Annotated in this window: 12 protein-coding genes; 5 read left to right on the forward strand and 7 right to left on the reverse strand. The window is 70.7% G+C overall.

What is annotated here, in order from left to right:
• Positions 1 to 26 precede the first annotated feature (26 nt).
• Entirely contained in the window at positions 27 to 1550 is a 1524-nt protein-coding gene (locus ACX80N_RS13425; protein WP_459339804.1) for a serine/threonine-protein kinase, read from the forward strand.
• Complete coding sequence (locus tag ACX80N_RS13430) at positions 1547 to 2221, forward strand: hypothetical protein (protein WP_459339805.1); 675 nt, start codon at positions 1547 to 1549, stop codon at positions 2219 to 2221. The genes ACX80N_RS13425 and ACX80N_RS13430 overlap by 4 nt, the downstream gene beginning before the upstream one ends.
• 89 nt (positions 2222 to 2310) lie before the next feature.
• Here the strand turns inward: ACX80N_RS13430 and ACX80N_RS13435 are convergent, their stop codons facing one another.
• The 5 genes from ACX80N_RS13435 to ACX80N_RS13455 form a co-directional block, all read right to left on the reverse strand.
• A complete protein-coding gene (locus ACX80N_RS13435; protein WP_105031459.1) occupies positions 2311 to 4155 on the reverse strand; it encodes an acetyl/propionyl/methylcrotonyl-CoA carboxylase subunit alpha in 1845 nt (614 codons plus the stop codon).
• Between the two features lie 107 nt (positions 4156 to 4262).
• Entirely contained in the window at positions 4263 to 4895 is a 633-nt protein-coding gene (locus ACX80N_RS13440; RefSeq protein WP_459339806.1) for a Maf family protein, read from the reverse strand.
• 76 nt (positions 4896 to 4971) lie between these two features.
• Positions 4972 to 5514, reverse strand: coding sequence for an AMIN-like domain-containing (lipo)protein (locus tag ACX80N_RS13445; protein ID WP_459339862.1), 543 nt, complete (start codon positions 5512 to 5514; stop codon positions 4972 to 4974).
• 174 nt (positions 5515 to 5688) lie between these two features.
• Entirely contained in the window at positions 5689 to 7101 is a 1413-nt protein-coding gene (locus tag ACX80N_RS13450; RefSeq protein ID WP_459339807.1) for a dicarboxylate/amino acid:cation symporter, read from the reverse strand.
• Positions 7102 to 7362: 261 nt separating this feature from the next.
• The gene (locus tag ACX80N_RS13455) at positions 7363 to 9078 is read right to left on the reverse strand and encodes a DUF885 domain-containing protein (protein WP_459339808.1); all 1716 of its coding nucleotides are present in this window, start codon (positions 9076 to 9078) and stop codon (positions 7363 to 7365) included.
• Between the two features lie 372 nt (positions 9079 to 9450).
• Here ACX80N_RS13455 and ACX80N_RS13460 point away from each other — a divergent pair, with 372 nt between their 5' ends.
• Together ACX80N_RS13460 and ACX80N_RS13465 are read left to right on the forward strand one after the other, a co-directional pair.
• Positions 9451 to 9873, forward strand: a complete 423-nt coding sequence (locus tag ACX80N_RS13460) for a hotdog fold thioesterase (RefSeq protein ID WP_459339809.1) — start codon at positions 9451 to 9453, stop codon at positions 9871 to 9873.
• A gap of 108 nt (positions 9874 to 9981) precedes the next feature.
• The gene (locus ACX80N_RS13465) at positions 9982 to 11250 is read left to right on the forward strand and encodes a serpin family protein (protein ID WP_459339810.1); all 1269 of its coding nucleotides are present in this window, start codon (positions 9982 to 9984) and stop codon (positions 11248 to 11250) included.
• Between the two features lie 16 nt (positions 11251 to 11266).
• On the opposite strand, the gene ACX80N_RS13470 is transcribed toward ACX80N_RS13465, so the two are convergent.
• Together ACX80N_RS13470 and ACX80N_RS13475 are read right to left on the reverse strand one after the other, a co-directional pair.
• The gene (locus ACX80N_RS13470) at positions 11267 to 11536 is read right to left on the reverse strand and encodes an acyl-CoA carboxylase subunit epsilon (protein ID WP_459339811.1); all 270 of its coding nucleotides are present in this window, start codon (positions 11534 to 11536) and stop codon (positions 11267 to 11269) included.
• Between the two features lie 14 nt (positions 11537 to 11550).
• Entirely contained in the window at positions 11551 to 13134 is a 1584-nt protein-coding gene (locus ACX80N_RS13475; protein WP_105031661.1) for an acyl-CoA carboxylase subunit beta, read from the reverse strand.
• Between the two features lie 234 nt (positions 13135 to 13368).
• On the opposite strand from ACX80N_RS13475, the gene ACX80N_RS13480 reads away from it, so the two are divergent.
• Complete coding sequence (locus tag ACX80N_RS13480) at positions 13369 to 14235, forward strand: SDR family oxidoreductase (RefSeq protein ID WP_459339812.1); 867 nt, start codon at positions 13369 to 13371, stop codon at positions 14233 to 14235.
• Positions 14236 to 14257 lie beyond the last annotated feature (22 nt).

Consider the following 14257-nt stretch of genomic DNA (forward strand, 5'->3'; position numbering starts at 1 on the left):
CCAACGGGGTAGTAGAAGCAGGTGGCATGGAGAAGCAGGCGCTGGCAGGGCGGTACGCACTGGGGGAGCGTGTAGGCTCCGGCGGCATGGCGGACGTCTTCACGGCCCGCGACACGAGGCTCGAGCGCAACGTCGCCATCAAGCTCTTCCGGCCCGGGACGGCCGACGGCCTCGAGCGAGGCTCCGCCGAGGCCCGCATGCTCGCAGGGCTCGACCATCCGGGCCTCGTCCGGATCCTGGACATGGACACCGGTGAGCACTCCGACGCCAGCGCCTACCTGGTCATGGAACTCGTCGAAGGCCCGGACCTCCGGGAGATGCTGAGGATCCGGGGGCCGCTCGACCGCGACGAGGTGCTGCTCCTGGCGCTGGACCTCGCGCGCACGCTCCAGTACATCCACGGCCGGGGCATCGTCCACCGCGACATCAAGCCGTCGAACATCCTCACGCGCCAGGCCGATCAGCAGAGCGGCGTGTTCCGCTATCTCCTCACCGACTTCGGCATCGCCCGGTTCTACGACGGTTCACGCATGACCGCCACCGGCCAGGTGATCGGGAGCGCCGCCTACTTCAGCCCCGAACAGACCCGCGGCGACGGCGTGGGGCAGCCGTCGGACATCTACTCGTTCGGGCTCGTGCTGATCGAGGCCCTCACGGGGGGCCGGGCGTTCCCCGGTACAGGCATCGAGAGTGCGCTTGCGCGCCTGCACCGCAGCCCGTCCATCCCTCATGCGGCCGGTCCCGAACTCGCCGCGCTCCTGGCGGCGATGACCCAGGACGCGCCCGCGGACCGCCCGGATGCCGCCGGACTCGTCCGGGCACTGACGGCCAGGGACCTCCAGCGGCACGACGACGGCCCTGCCACCACGGCCCTGTCCGCTTCGGCGGTTGCACCCGCGAGCACGGCACGTCCCGCGAACATGTCCCTACCCCTGTCCGAGACCCGAGCCGTCCCTCTGCCGGCCACCACGGCGCCGTCCGCCCCCGAGGCGCAGAGCACGGCCCTGTCGGCCACCACGGCGCTGCCCGCCTCCGAGGCGCCTACCACTGCCCTCCCCGCGACGCCTGCGTCACGGACCCGTCCAACCACCGGCCCTCCCACGAGGCCCGGTGTCACGGGGGTACCCGCCGGCTACGCGTCGCCCGCCGGTGGCGAGGCGAGCCGGGCCGACGGAGGTGCGACGGGTCCCGCCGATGCAGCGCCCCTGGTGGCCGGCGGCATGTCGGCTCGGGTCCAGGCGCCCGGATCAGGGCAGCTCTCCGCGTCACGGCCGGCCGGATTCGTGCCACGAGGCGATCGGGACGAGGCAACGGCCGATCGCTCCGGCAGCCTGCGGCAGGACGTGGCGGCGGTAGGCTCCTCGGCCGTCCGTCGTCGCGCTCTCCCATGGTTGATCGCGGTGCTCGCGCTGGTGGTCCTGGCAGCAGCCCTCTGGACCTTCACCGTCCTGTCCGGCGGTGACACTGCGCCCGACGTCGAACCGTTGCCCGCCGTGCCGGGGGAGACCGGCCAGAAACTGCAGGAACTCTACGAAAGCGTGCAGCGATGAACCGCAGCGGATGCCGCCTGGCGGCCCTGGGTGCTGCCGGGCTGTTGCTGACGGGGTGTGGCAGCGAGGTGATCGACGCCGCGACGGCCGGCGACCTCCAGGCCGAGGTGCGCACCATCGCGTCGACCGCTGCGGCGGGTGATCCCGCCGGAGCGATGCGGCTCGCGCAGGACCTGAAGGTCGACGTCGAGAATGCCCGGGCAGCCGGGGCGGTCACCGAGGAACGGGCCGTGCTGATCGGCATGCGGCTCGACGCCGTGATCATCTCGCTGCAGGCGGATCGGGCGCCGGCCGGTGACACGCCGACGGAGCAGCGGACTGCGCCGACCGAGGAAACGCTCGAGGAGCCGATCGAGGAGCCGTCGGAATCGCAGGCGCCGGCAGAGACGGTCTCTCCGGCGGAACCGACTCCGGTGTCACCTGTTCCCGCTCCGGTGCAGCCCGCACCCACCCCCGATCCGGTGCAGCCCGCACCCACCCCCACGCCCGAGGAGGACGCCGAGGACGGCGAGGATCCGTGGTCGGAGGATGCCGGTGAGGAGGCCGTGCAGGACGACCAGGACAGGGCAGCCGAGCGGGCGGCCGAACAGCAGCGCAAGGCCGAGGAGAAGGCTGCCGAGAAGGCGGAGAAGGCCCAGGAGTCAGGCAAGAAGGGCAAGCCCGACGGGTAGACCCGGCCGGACCCCACGGCTGTCACCGACGCGCCGGTCGGGCCCGGGACCGTCGTGCACCACTTCCGCAGGCACCAGCCTGCGCGGCGCTAGTCCCGGATGGTCGCGATGACGGAGCCGGCCGAGACGGTGTCGCCCGGGGCCGCCGCCAGCCCGGAGACCGTCCCCGTCCTGTGCGCCGTCAAAGGCTGCTCCATCTTCATGGCCTCGAGCACCACGATGAGGTCGCCCTCGGAGACCACGTCGCCGTCGGACACGGCGACCTTCACGATGGTGCCCTGCATGGGCGAGGTCAGTTCGTCGCCGCTGACGGCTGCCTTGCCGGCGCGGGCCCGCGAGGACTTCTTCGACTTGGCGGGAGCGCTCGCCTTGCCGTTCGTCGACGCACCGAGTCCTGCGGGCAGCACCACCTCGAGGCGGCGCCCGCCGACCTCCACGACCACGCGCTGGCGGGGGTCCTCCTCGGACGCCGGGTCCGCTGCGCCCTTCCAGGGCTCGATGGTGTTGGCGAACTCCGTCTCGATCCAGCGCGTGTGGACTGAGAACGGCCCGGCAGCGGGAGCGAAGGCGGGATCTGCGACGACGGCGGCATGGAAGGGCAGCACGGTGGGCATGCCCTCGATCACCATCTCGTCGATCGCGCGACGGGCCCGCTGGAGGGCCTGCTCGCGCGTGGCGCCGCTGACGATCAGCTTGGCGAGCATCGAGTCGAAGTTGCCGCCGATCACCTCGCCGGCCTCCACGCCGGAATCGACGCGTACGCCCGGCCCGGTGGGCAGCTTGAGGGTCTGCACGGTGCCGGGCGCGGGCATGAACCCGCGGCCGGCGTCCTCGCCGTTGATGCGGAACTCGAACGAGTGGCCGCGCACCTCGGGGTCGCCGTAGCCGAGCGCCTCTCCGCGGGCGATCCGGAACTGCTCGCGGACGAGATCGAGACCCGTCACCTCCTCGGACACGGGGTGCTCCACCTGGAGGCGGGTGTTGACCTCGAGGAAGGAGATGGTGCCGTCCTGGCCCACGAGGAACTCGCACGTGCCCGCGCCCTGGTAGCCGGCCTCCCGGAGGATCGCCTTGGATGCCTCGTAGAGGCGTGTGTTCTGTTCGGCGGAGAGGAACGGGGCGGGTGCTTCCTCCACGAGCTTCTGGTTGCGGCGCTGGAGGGAGCAGTCACGTGTCGAGACGACGACGACGTTCCCGTGATCGTCCGCGAGGCACTGCGTCTCGACGTGGCGGGGGGCGTCGAGGAACCGCTCGACGAAGCACTCGCCGCGTCCGAAGGCGGCCGTGGCCTCGCGCACGGCGGAGTCGAACAGTTCGGGGATCTCCTCGTGGCTGCGGACCACCTTGATGCCGCGGCCGCCGCCGCCGAAGGCCGCCTTGATGGCGATGGGCAGGCCGAACTCCCGGGCGAAGTCGATGACCTCCTGGACCGATTCGACGGGGTCCTTGGTGCCGGGTACGAGCGGGGCGCCGACGCGTTCGGCGATGTGGCGTGCCTGGACCTTGTCCCCCAGCTGGGCGATGGAGTGCGGGGACGGCCCGATCCAGGTGAGGCCGGCGTCGATGACGCGCTGCGCGAAGTCGGCGTTCTCGGACAGGAACCCGTAGCCGGGGTGGACGGCATCGGCACCGCTGCGCCGGGCGGCGTCGAGGATGCGGTCCGCCACCAGGTAGGACTCCGCCGCGGTCTCCCCGCCGAGCGCGAAGGCCTCGTCCGCCATCCGGACGTGCAGCGCGTCGCGGTCGGGATCCGCGTACACGGCGACCGACGCGATGCCCTCGTCCCGTGCGGCGCGGATGACCCGCACGGCGATCTCCCCGCGGTTCGCGACCAGGACCTTCGTCACCGGACGCTGCCGGCCGGCCTCCGTGGTGGCTTCGGGAGAGCTGCTGGCAACCGGGGACGCCGGTGGCGCGAGGGGGGACTGACTCATGGGGCGTGGACTCCTTTTTCTCAGTTCGGAGCCTAGCGGTGTTTGGTGGCTTCCGCCCATGGATCGTGCTGAAGGGGAGTGTTGTCCACTGTTCCTTTGTAGGGAACCTACAAGGCTGCGCCGTGCTCCCACAGATCGGTCACGGGGACGCCGGCGGAGTGGAGGAGGGCCCGCAGCGTGGAGATACTGAGCCCGACCACGGCGTGGGGGTCGCCGTCGACCCGCTCGATGAAGGCCCCGCCCAGGCCGTCGATGGTGAAGGATCCCGCACAGTGCAGGGGTTCGCCGCTGGCCACATAGGCCTCGACCTCGGCGTCGGACATCGCCCCGAAGTGGACGGTCGCGGAGGACACCGCGCCGATCGTGGCGCCGGATCCGCCGTCGCGGGTGTCCACGAGCCAGTGACCCGTGTGCAGCACGCCGGAGCGTCCGCGCATCCGGCTGATCCGCTCGATCGCGACGGCGGGCTCGTAGGGCTTGCCGTGCGCTTCGCCGTCGAACTCGAAGACGGAGTCGCAGCCGATCACCAGGGCGTCGTCGGCGTCGTCGAGGGACGCGACCGCCTCGGCCTTGGCACGCGCCAGCAGCAGGGCGGTGTCGTGCGGGTCGATCTCGCCGTAGGCGGCGACGACGGCGGGCTCGTCGACGTCGGACACCAGCACGTCATGCCGGATGCCGGCGTCGGCCAGGAGCTTGGTACGGGCAGGGGACTTGGAGGCGAGGATCAGGCGGGCCGTCATGTCCCCAGCCTAGATGCCGCACGTGAAGGTGCCTGCGCGGTCCCGTCCCAGCGCCGGGGCGGGACCGGCAGGATTCTCACCAGCGGTGTGCGACGTCGACCACCACCCTCGAACCGGCACCGGGTCCGGGTACCACGAAGACCCGCATGGGCAGCCGCCCGCGCACCCCGAGCCCGAAGGTCGTCTGGCCCTCGAAGCTGCCGGCCAGCGCTACCTGACGGAAGGTGGAGTAGCCGCGCACGTCGACGAGTTCGCCCCGGTCGGGTGGAGCGTACGTCGCTCGGCCGTCGTCGTAGGCGGGCGCGAGAACCGTCACGGCGAGCCGCGCACCGCCGCGCAGGGGGACGGTGAATCCGGAACCGGGCTGGGTGACGTGCTTGGTGTAGGCCACGCGGTAGCCAGCCACGGCCCCGCGGGTGTCGATGACGAGGCGGTCGAAGCACTCGTGCCGGCCGGACCGGACATCGACGATGAGGGCTGAGGAGTGGGTGGGAACGACCTTCTCGGTCGATCCCCATGTGATGCCGCAGTATGCGGCGGATACCGGCGGCGCCCCCGCGAGGCCGAGGCCTGCGGTGAGGGCGAGGGCGGCGAGTGTGGCGGAGAGTTTCTCCGCCATGCGCGAGGACTTCATGGCGCACCACCTGGTCGAGCTGGATAGGTGCATCAATGGTCCTCCCGCGGGGGAGGAAAAGCGCCGTCGAGGGGTGGTTCGGCGCCGAATCGTTAGCGACAGCTACGGAACGGCCCGCCCCGGTATGCCGGGACGGGCCGTCGGGTCACGTGCAGTCGGTCAGCGCGCCACGGAGGCGGAGATGCCGTCGTTCGGCGCGGAGGAGTCGACGCCGTCGAGGGTGCTGTCGTCCACGAACGGGTCGCCGGTGCGCGGCGCGTTGTAGAGGTCGAGGTCCAGCAGGCGCTCGCGCCGCGCGACGATCGTCGGCACGAGGGCCTGGCCCGCGACGTTCACGGCGGTGCGGCCCATATCGAGGATCGGGTCCACGGCCAGGAGCAGCCCGACGCCTGCCAGGGGCAGCCCCAGCGTGGACAGCGTGAGCGTCAGCATGACGACGGCGCCCGTGGTGCCGGCGGTCGCAGCCGACCCGAGAACGGAGACGAGCGCGATGAGCAGGTACTCGGTGAGGGTCAGGTCGATCCCGAAGAACTGGGCCACGAAGATCGCCGCGATGGCGGGGTAGATGGCGGCGCAGCCATCCATCTTCGTCGTCGCGCCGAGCGGTACGGCGAAGGACGCATAGCCGCGGGGTACCCCGAGGTTGCGTTCGGTGACCCGCTGCGTGAGCGGGAGTGTGCCCACCGAGGAGCGCGAGACGAAGGCCAGCTGGATGGCGGGCCATGCACCGGAGAAGTACTGGCGGACGGACAGGCCGTGCGCCTTGATCAGCGCGGGGTAGACGGCGAACAGGACGAGCGCGAGGCCCACGTACACGGCGAGGGTGAACTTGCCGAGCGAGCCGATGGTGTCCCAGCCGTAGACCGCGACGGCGTTGCCGATCAGGCCCACCGTGCCGAGCGGGGCGATCCGGATGATCCACCACAGGACCTTCTGGATGACGGCCAGCGCGGAGGCGTTGAAGGCCAGGAACGGCTCGGCCTGCCTGCCGACCTTCAGGGCCGCGATGCCGACGGCCACCGCGACGACGAGCACCTGCAGCACGTTGAAGTTCAGGGCCGTGGTCACGGAACCGGATTCGGCGACGGTCGAGGACGCCTGCAGGCCGAGGAAGTTGGCGGGCACGAGTCCCGTGAGGAAGGCCCACCAGCTGCCGGTGCTGCCCGTGTACTCCTCGGGCTGGGTCGCCCCGGTGCCGGCGCCGGGCTGGAACACGACGCCGAGCACGATGCCGATGAGCACGGAGATCAGCGCGGTGATCGCGAACCACAGCAGCGTCCGACCGGCGAGGCGTGCGGCATTGTTGACGGCCCGGAGGTTGGCGATCGAGCTGACGACGGCGGTGAAGATCAGGGGGACGACGGCGGCGCGCAGCAGGGCCACGTAGCTCGAGCCGAGCGTGGCGAGCGTGGTGCCGAGGCCGTTGGGGGTCGCCTTGGTGTGGCCCGTGTACTTGGCGAGGAGGCCGAGGGCGAGGCCGACCACGAGGGCGGCGATGATCTGCGGACCGAAGGAGGTCGCCCAGCGGGGCAGCCGGCGCCGCTGGGGCGGGGTACTGGTTTCTGTAGACACGCCCGAAACACTAGGGGCGGTTTATACACAGACGAAGCGGGAGTTGCGAAATGTTACCCGGCAGGTCGCCGCAGCCCTCCGTGACCCGCAGCGACCGCCGTCCGCCGTCGTCCCCGGTGGCCGGCCGCCGTCGTTCCAGGTTCATGGCCACCGGGGTGGTCACGACCCCGGGATCACGCGGAGTTGGAGGCACCTCGACGTGAGGACCTGGAACGACGGCGACGGGAGTCGGCGGCAGGAACGACGGCGGCCGGGCGACGGTCAGGCCACCAGGGCCCGCCGCAGTGTGTCGAGTCCCACGGAGCCGAGGTTCAGTGCGCGCGTGTGGAAGGCGCGGAGGTCGAAGGCGTCGCCCTCGCTGGTGCGCACCTCGTCGCGGATCTGCTCCCAGAGGCGCTGGCCGATCTTGTACGACGGCGCCTGTCCCGGCCAGCCGAGGTAGCGGGTGTACTCGAAGTCGAGCTGGCCCTCGCTGATGGCGATGTTGCGCTTCAGGAAGTCGTAACCCTTCTCCGGTGTCCAGGTGCCTTCGCCCCAGCGCTCGGGGACCTCCAGTTCGAGGTGCACGCCGATGTCGAAGACCACGCGGGCGGCACGCATGCGCTGGGCGTCGAGCATGCCGAGGCGATCGCCCGGATCGGACAGGAAGCCGAGTTCCTGCATGAGGCGCTCGGCGTAGAGCGCCCAGCCCTCGCCCTGGCCGGACACCCAGATGGCGTTGCGGCGCCAGGGGTTCAGCAGGGCCCGCTGGTAGGTGGCCGTCGCGATCTGCAGGTGGTGGCCCGGCACGCCCTCGTGGTAGACGGTGGTGGTCTCCTTCCAGGTGGTGAAGGAGTCCTCACCCTCCGGTACCGACCACCACATGCGGCCGGGGCGGGAGAAGTCGTCGCTCGGGCCCGTGTAGTAGATGCCGCCCTCGTTCGTGGGGGCGATCCTGCACTCGAGGAGCCGCATGACGTCCGGGATGTCGAAGTGCACCCCGGCCATGGCGTCGACGGCCCTGTCGGAGAGCTCCTGCATCCAGGCCTGCAGCGCGTCGGTGCCCTGCAACTGGCGGGCGGGGTCCTCGTCGAGGATGCGCATGGCCTCCTCGATCGTCGCGCCCTCGCGGATCTCGTTCGCCACCGCTTCCTGTTCGGCGATGACGCGGTCGAGTTCCTCGACGCCCCACCGGTACGTCTCCTCGAGGTCGACGGCTGAGCCGAGGAACACCCGTGACATCAGTGCGTAGCGCTCGCGGCCGACGGCGTCCTTCTCCGGCGCCGAGGGGAGGAGGTCGTCCTGCAGGAAGGAGGCGAGGCCGCGGTAGGCGGCACGCGCGGCGTCGGCGCCGGACCGGAGCTGCTTCCGCACGGGCTCGGGGAGTTCGGCGTCACCTGCATCTGCAGTGGCACCGAGGGCGTCGAAGAAGCCGCCGTCCTCGGCGTACTTGGTGGACTGCTCGACGACGACGGCCACCTGCCGGCGGGCGGCGACGAGGCCGCGCTCGCGACCGGCGCGCAGGGACGAGATGTACCCGTCGATCGCGCCGGGCACGTTGGCCATGCGGCCCGCGATATTGCCCCAGTCCTCGGCCGTGGCGGTGGGCATGAGGTCGAAGATCGCGCGGATGCTCTGGGCCGGGCAGGCGATGTTGTTCAGCTCGGCGTAGGAGAGGCCGGTCTCGTGGATCTCGAGGTCGAGCCCGAGCCGCTCCCGCATGGCGTCGAGCGTGACGACGTCGACGTCGTCGGCGGGCTGCAGGCCGTCCAGCCGGAGCAGGGTCTCCCGGGTTGCTTCCGCCAGGGCTTCGATGCCTGCCGGGGAGTAGTCCCGGTACTCCGTCTCATGGCCCGGGATGCCCAGCTCGGTGGCGAAGTCGGGCATGAGTTCGAGGAGTGTCCCGTAGTAGGACGTGGCGACGGCGTCGATCGCCGTCGACGGCCGGGTGGGCTGTTCGTCGGGGGACGGGGCGGGGGCTGGAGTGTCGTGGGTCACAGCCAGAGCCTATCGCCAGAAGGTTGCCGGAGGCCACCGGGTGCTCCCGCGTATCGTTCCCCGAGTCCGGTCGAGGGCAGCGTGCGTGGTCCGGTGCCGCCCGCCCGTGAGCTCCGTGCCGGGACGCGCTGGTCCGGAGGATGTCCGGATGGAACACTGCTCCTGGAGGAGCCCGACCAGCCGGCCGCCCGGCCGGGATCCCGCACCTGAACGGCCCGGGCGTGGGTCGCCTGGCCGGAGGACTCGCGACGTAGGGTGCAGGCAGGAGAGCCGTCCGGACGAACGGGGAGGTGCGGACCGAGCTGTACGCCCATGGGAACGAAGGCCCTTTTGAATGTCACCACGGACCACCCGACCGATAGGAAGTCATCGATGCCGCACACCCACCCGATCCTCGAGAAGGACCGCGCCTCCCAGTGGCTCGGCATCGACGTCGAGCGGGCCCTCTTCGGCGACGCGCAGATCTCCATGACCATCCGGGAGGAGATGGTGAACGGCTTCGGTATCGCCCATGGCGGCATCATCTTCGCCTTCGCCGACACGTGCTTCGCCATGGCCTGCAACGACCCGGACGGCGAGCCCGACGGCGCCTCCGCCACCATCACGGTGGCTTCCGGTGCCGACATCAACTTCGTGGCTCCCGCCTTCCAGGGCCAGACCCTCACGGCTGTCGGCAGGGTGATGAGCCGCACCGGGCGCAGCGGGATCTACGACATCCGGGTCACGGCGGGCAGCACCCTCATCGCCGAATTCCGGGGCCCCGGCCGCACCATCCCGCACGTACCGCCCCGCTGACGCCGGAGGACAGGGGGACGACCGCGCCGTGACCCGATCGTGCCCCTGCTCCCCATGGCCCTCGACAGGCAGCGCACCTACGGTGGAGGAACAAGCAAGGGGGAACTGATGAAGTACCGGCGCGAGCAGCAACGGCAGCCAGGGCGGATCAGCAGGACGGCGACCACGACGGCGGCCCTGGTGCTGCTGACCGCGTGCACCGCGTCGACGCCCGGGCAGCAGACGGCGCCCGTCGACCGAGTCGTCCAGCAGGGCGTCCGCCCGGAAGCGACGGACGCACTGCTGCGGTCCACCTTCCGCCTCGGTGCCGCGATGACCGCCGATCCCGCATCGAATCAGGTCACGAGCCCTCTCGGCGCGCTCTATGCCGTGTCCATGCTGCGGGCCGGCGCGGGGACGACGACGGCGGCGGAGATGGACGCCGTGCTCGGGCTCCCTGCCGAGCACCACGAGGCGATGAATGCCCTCCTCGCCCGGGTGCAGTACTTCGACGGCGATCCGGGAAGCGTCGACGAGGAGGATCTCCCCGAGAAGCCCGTGCTGCACCTCGCCAATGCGGTGTTCGTACCCGAGGGCGGAACGACCGGCGAGGGTTACCTCGAGACGCTCGCCCGCCACTACGGCGCAGGCGTCCATCCGGTGGACTTCGCGGACCCGTCGACTCCGGCACGGATCGACGACTGGGTGTCGGCCGAGACCGGAGGCAGGATCACGAAGGCACCCATCGAGGTGGGCGCGGGCACCACGCTGTCACTTCTCAACACCGTGTACTTCGCGGCGGCGTGGGACGAGCCCTTCGACCCCTCCGGCACCGTCGACCAGGATTTCGTCCTGGCGGACGGCAGCAGCGTGCACGTCCCGATGATGCACGGCACCAGGACGGTGCGCCACATCGAGGCGGAGGGCTGGACCGGGATCGATCTGCCGTACGGCGAGGGTTTCTCGATGCGGCTCATCCTGCCGGCGGAAGGATCACCGCCGGAGTGGACCGAACGGGAGTTGCTCGACATGGCGCTGCTGCTCGATGCGGCGGAGGACGTGCGGATGGAGCTGGCGCTGCCGACATGGGAGCACACGTTCGAGCAGGACCTCCTGCAACCGTTGGGCGCCCTCGGACTCGAGGAGTCCTTCGGGCCGGACCCGGACTACCGGAGGATACAGCCGGGGTCCTTCGTCGACGGAGCCGCCCAGGCCGCCAACATCACCGTGGCGGAGAAGGGCACGATCGCCGCAGCAGTGACGCAGCTGACGATGATGGCGAGTGCTCCGATGCCGCCCGAGCTGAGCATCACCTTCGACCGGCCCTTCGGATACCAGATCATCCACGAGGACACGGGACTCCCGCTGTTCATGGGAACGGTCGCCGATCCGCGCTAGCGGCTGCGCGCAGGCATCAGCGGACGCTGCGCCGCCAGGATCCAGGACCCGGCGTGGGGCCGAGCCTCAGCAGCGCCCGCCTGACCCACGAGCGCCCGTGGTTCGGTGCGTCGTCCGTCTCCGCGGCGCCCTCCAGGGCCACGACGACGGCGGTCAGTGCCGCGAGCTCCTCCTCGGTCGGGTTGCCGGACACGACCGAGAGGACGGCAGGGTTATCGGCAGGGACGCCGAGCGGGCCGTCGCCCGGCGCGGCCGCACCATCGGACACCCCGGGCGAGCCGGCCACTTTCCTCCGGCCCGTCACAGCGGGATGTTCCCGTGCTTCTTGACGGGGTTCGAGGCCCGCTTGTCGCGCAGGGCCCGGAGCCCACGCACGATCTGCAGGCGCGTCTCCGACGGGGCGATCACGGCGTCCACGTACCCGAGCTGCGCGGCCTGGTACGGGTTCAGCAGCTCCTCCTCGTACTGCTGCACCACGTCGGCGCGGGCGGCCTCGACGTCGCCGCCGGCCTCGGCCACGGCCTTGAGCTGCCCGCGGTAGAGGATGTTGACGGCACCCTGTGCACCCATGACCCCGATCTGCGCCGTGGGCCAGGCGAGATTCAGGTCGGCGCCCAGCTTCTTGGACCCCATGACGATGTACGCGCCGCCGTAGGCCTTGCGGGTGATGACCGTCAGCTTGGGAACCGTGGCCTCGGCGTAGGCGTAGAGCAGCTTCGCGCCACGCCGGATGATGCCCTGGAACTCCTGGTCCTTGCCGGGGAGGAACCCGGGCACGTCCACGAGCGTCAGGATGGGGATGTTGAAGGCGTCGCAGTGACGCACGAAGCGCGCGGCTTTCTCGGAGGCGTTGATGTCGAGGGTCCCGGCGAACTGCAGGGGCTGATTGGCCACGATGCCGATGGTGTGGCCCTCCACGCGGGCGTACCCGGTCACCACGTTCGGCGCGTACAGCGACTGCATCTCGAGGAAGTGGTTGTCGTCCACGATCGCGCTGATGACGGCGTGCATGTCGTACGGCTGGTTCGCGGCGTCCGGGATCAGCTCGTCGAGGGCGAGGTCCTCCTCGGTGACCTCCGGCTCCTCCACGAACGCCGTCAGCGGGGCCTCCGCCAGGTTGTTCGAGGGGAGGAAGTCGAGGAGCTCGCGCACGAACCCGATGGCGTCGGCCTCGTCGGAGGCGAGGTACGCGGAGGTGCCGGTGGTCGTGTTGTGCTGCCGCGCGCCACCGAGGGTCTCCATGTCCACGTCCTCGCCCGTCACCGTCTTGATGACGTCGGGGCCCGTGATGAACATGTGCGAGGTCTTGTCCACCATGACCACGAAGTCGGTCAGCGCGGGGGAGTACGCCGCGCCGCCGGCGCACGGGCCCATGATAAGGGAGATCTGCGGGACCACGCCCGAGGCGTGGACGTTGTTCCGGAAGATGTCGGCGAACATCGCGAGCGAGGCCACGCCCTCCTGGATGCGGGCACCGCCGCCGTCGTTGATGCCGATCACCGGGCAGCCGTTGCGCAGGGCGAACTCCTGCACCTTCACGATCTTCTCTCCGTTGACCTGGCTCAGCGAGCCGCCGTAGACGGTGAAGTCCTGGCTGTAGATCGCGACCAGCCGGCCGTCCACGGTCGCGTAACCGGAGACAACGCCGTCGCCCAGCGGCCTCTTCCGCTCCATGCCGAACGCGGTGGAACGGTGGACGGCGAGGGCGTCGAACTCCACGAAGGAGCCCTCGTCCACGAGCAGGTCGATGCGCTCGCGGGCCGTGTTCTTGCCGCGCGCGTGCTGCCTCTCGATCGCCTCGGGGCCGGAGGGCTGCTCGGAGAGCGCCTTGCGCCGCCGGAAGTCGGCGAGCTTCCCGGCCGTCGTGGTGAGGTCGGGCTGCAGGTCCTGGTGCATGGGTACTCCGGTCGGCGCGTGGCAGGGGCAGGCGCCGACGGCTGGAGGTTTCCGACAACGTGCGGCGCAATTCATCAAGTCTAGTGAGGTTCGAGGAGCTCGCCGTTGTAGGACGTCTACAGTTTCCCTCCCCATCGCTTAGCCGGCGGAGAGATGTTACCGACGGGTAACATCGGTGCGTCGCGGGACGGTCCCGGCGCCGCCGCTGTCTAGGGTGGAGCCATGACTGCACGCAATGAAGCTCAGCCCCGGACGCCGGGAGCCGGCGCCACGCTCGCCGGCCGCACCATCCTCATGTCCGGCGGGAGCCGCGGCATCGGCCTGGCGATCGCGCTGCGGGCCGCCCGCGACGGCGCGAACGTGGCCCTCATGGCCAAGACCGGCGAACCGCACCCGAAGCTCGAGGGCACCGTCCACACCGCGGCCGAGCAGATCGAGGCCGCCGGCGGCCGCGCCCTGCCGATCGTCGGCGACGTCCGGAACGACGACGACGTCCGCGCCGCCGTGGATGCCGCCGTGGGCACCTTCGGCGGGATCGACATCGTGGTCAACAACGCCTCCGCGATCGACCTGTCGAAGACACCGGACGTGGACATGAAGCGCTACGACCTCATGGCCGACATCAACGTCCGCGGCACCTTCATGCTCAGCAAGTTCGCCCTCGACGCGCTGAAGGGCTCCGCCAATCCGCACATCCTCACGCTCTCCCCGCCCCTGAACCTCGCGCCACGGTGGGCCGGCATGCATCTGGCCTACACGATGGCCAAGTACGGCATGAGCCTGACCACCCTCGGACTCGCCGAGGAGCTGAAGGACGACGGCGTGGCCGTGAACTCGCTCTGGCCCGCGACGCTCATCGACACGGCGGCCATCCGCAACATGCCGGGTGGCAGCCGGATGGTGCGGGCGGCACGGAGCCCCGAGATCGTGGCCGACGCCGCGCACGCCGTCCTCGTCCGCCCGGCCCGGAGCTGCACCGGCAACTTCTACACGGACGAGCAGGTCCTGCGCGAGGAAGGCGTCACCGACCTCACGGGGTACAGCCTCGGGGCCCCCGAGGATCAGCTGGTCCCGGACATCTTCCTCTGACCCCCGGCGCCGGGGGCACGGG

Source organism: Arthrobacter sp. MDT2-16 (assembly GCF_054510925.1).

Bases quoted from the DNA above. Each gene is read 5' to 3' on its own strand.
- ACX80N_RS13425 (WP_459339804.1), top strand. From the start codon at position 27: ATGGAGAAGCAGGCGCTGGCAGGGCGGTACGCACTGGGGGAGCGTGTA.
- ACX80N_RS13430 (WP_459339805.1), top strand. From the start codon at position 1,547: ATGAACCGCAGCGGATGCCGCCTGGCGGCCCTGGGTGCTGCCGGGCTG.
- ACX80N_RS13435 (WP_105031459.1), bottom strand. From the start codon at position 4,155: ATGAGTCAGTCCCCCCTCGCGCCACCGGCGTCCCCGGTTGCCAGCAGC.
- ACX80N_RS13440 (WP_459339806.1), bottom strand. From the start codon at position 4,895: ATGACGGCCCGCCTGATCCTCGCCTCCAAGTCCCCTGCCCGTACCAAG.
- ACX80N_RS13445 (WP_459339862.1), bottom strand. From the start codon at position 5,514: ATGGCGGAGAAACTCTCCGCCACACTCGCCGCCCTCGCCCTCACCGCA.
- ACX80N_RS13460 (WP_459339809.1), top strand. From the start codon at position 9,451: ATGCCGCACACCCACCCGATCCTCGAGAAGGACCGCGCCTCCCAGTGG.
- ACX80N_RS13465 (WP_459339810.1), top strand. From the start codon at position 9,982: ATGAAGTACCGGCGCGAGCAGCAACGGCAGCCAGGGCGGATCAGCAGG.
- ACX80N_RS13480 (WP_459339812.1), top strand. From the start codon at position 13,369: ATGACTGCACGCAATGAAGCTCAGCCCCGGACGCCGGGAGCCGGCGCC.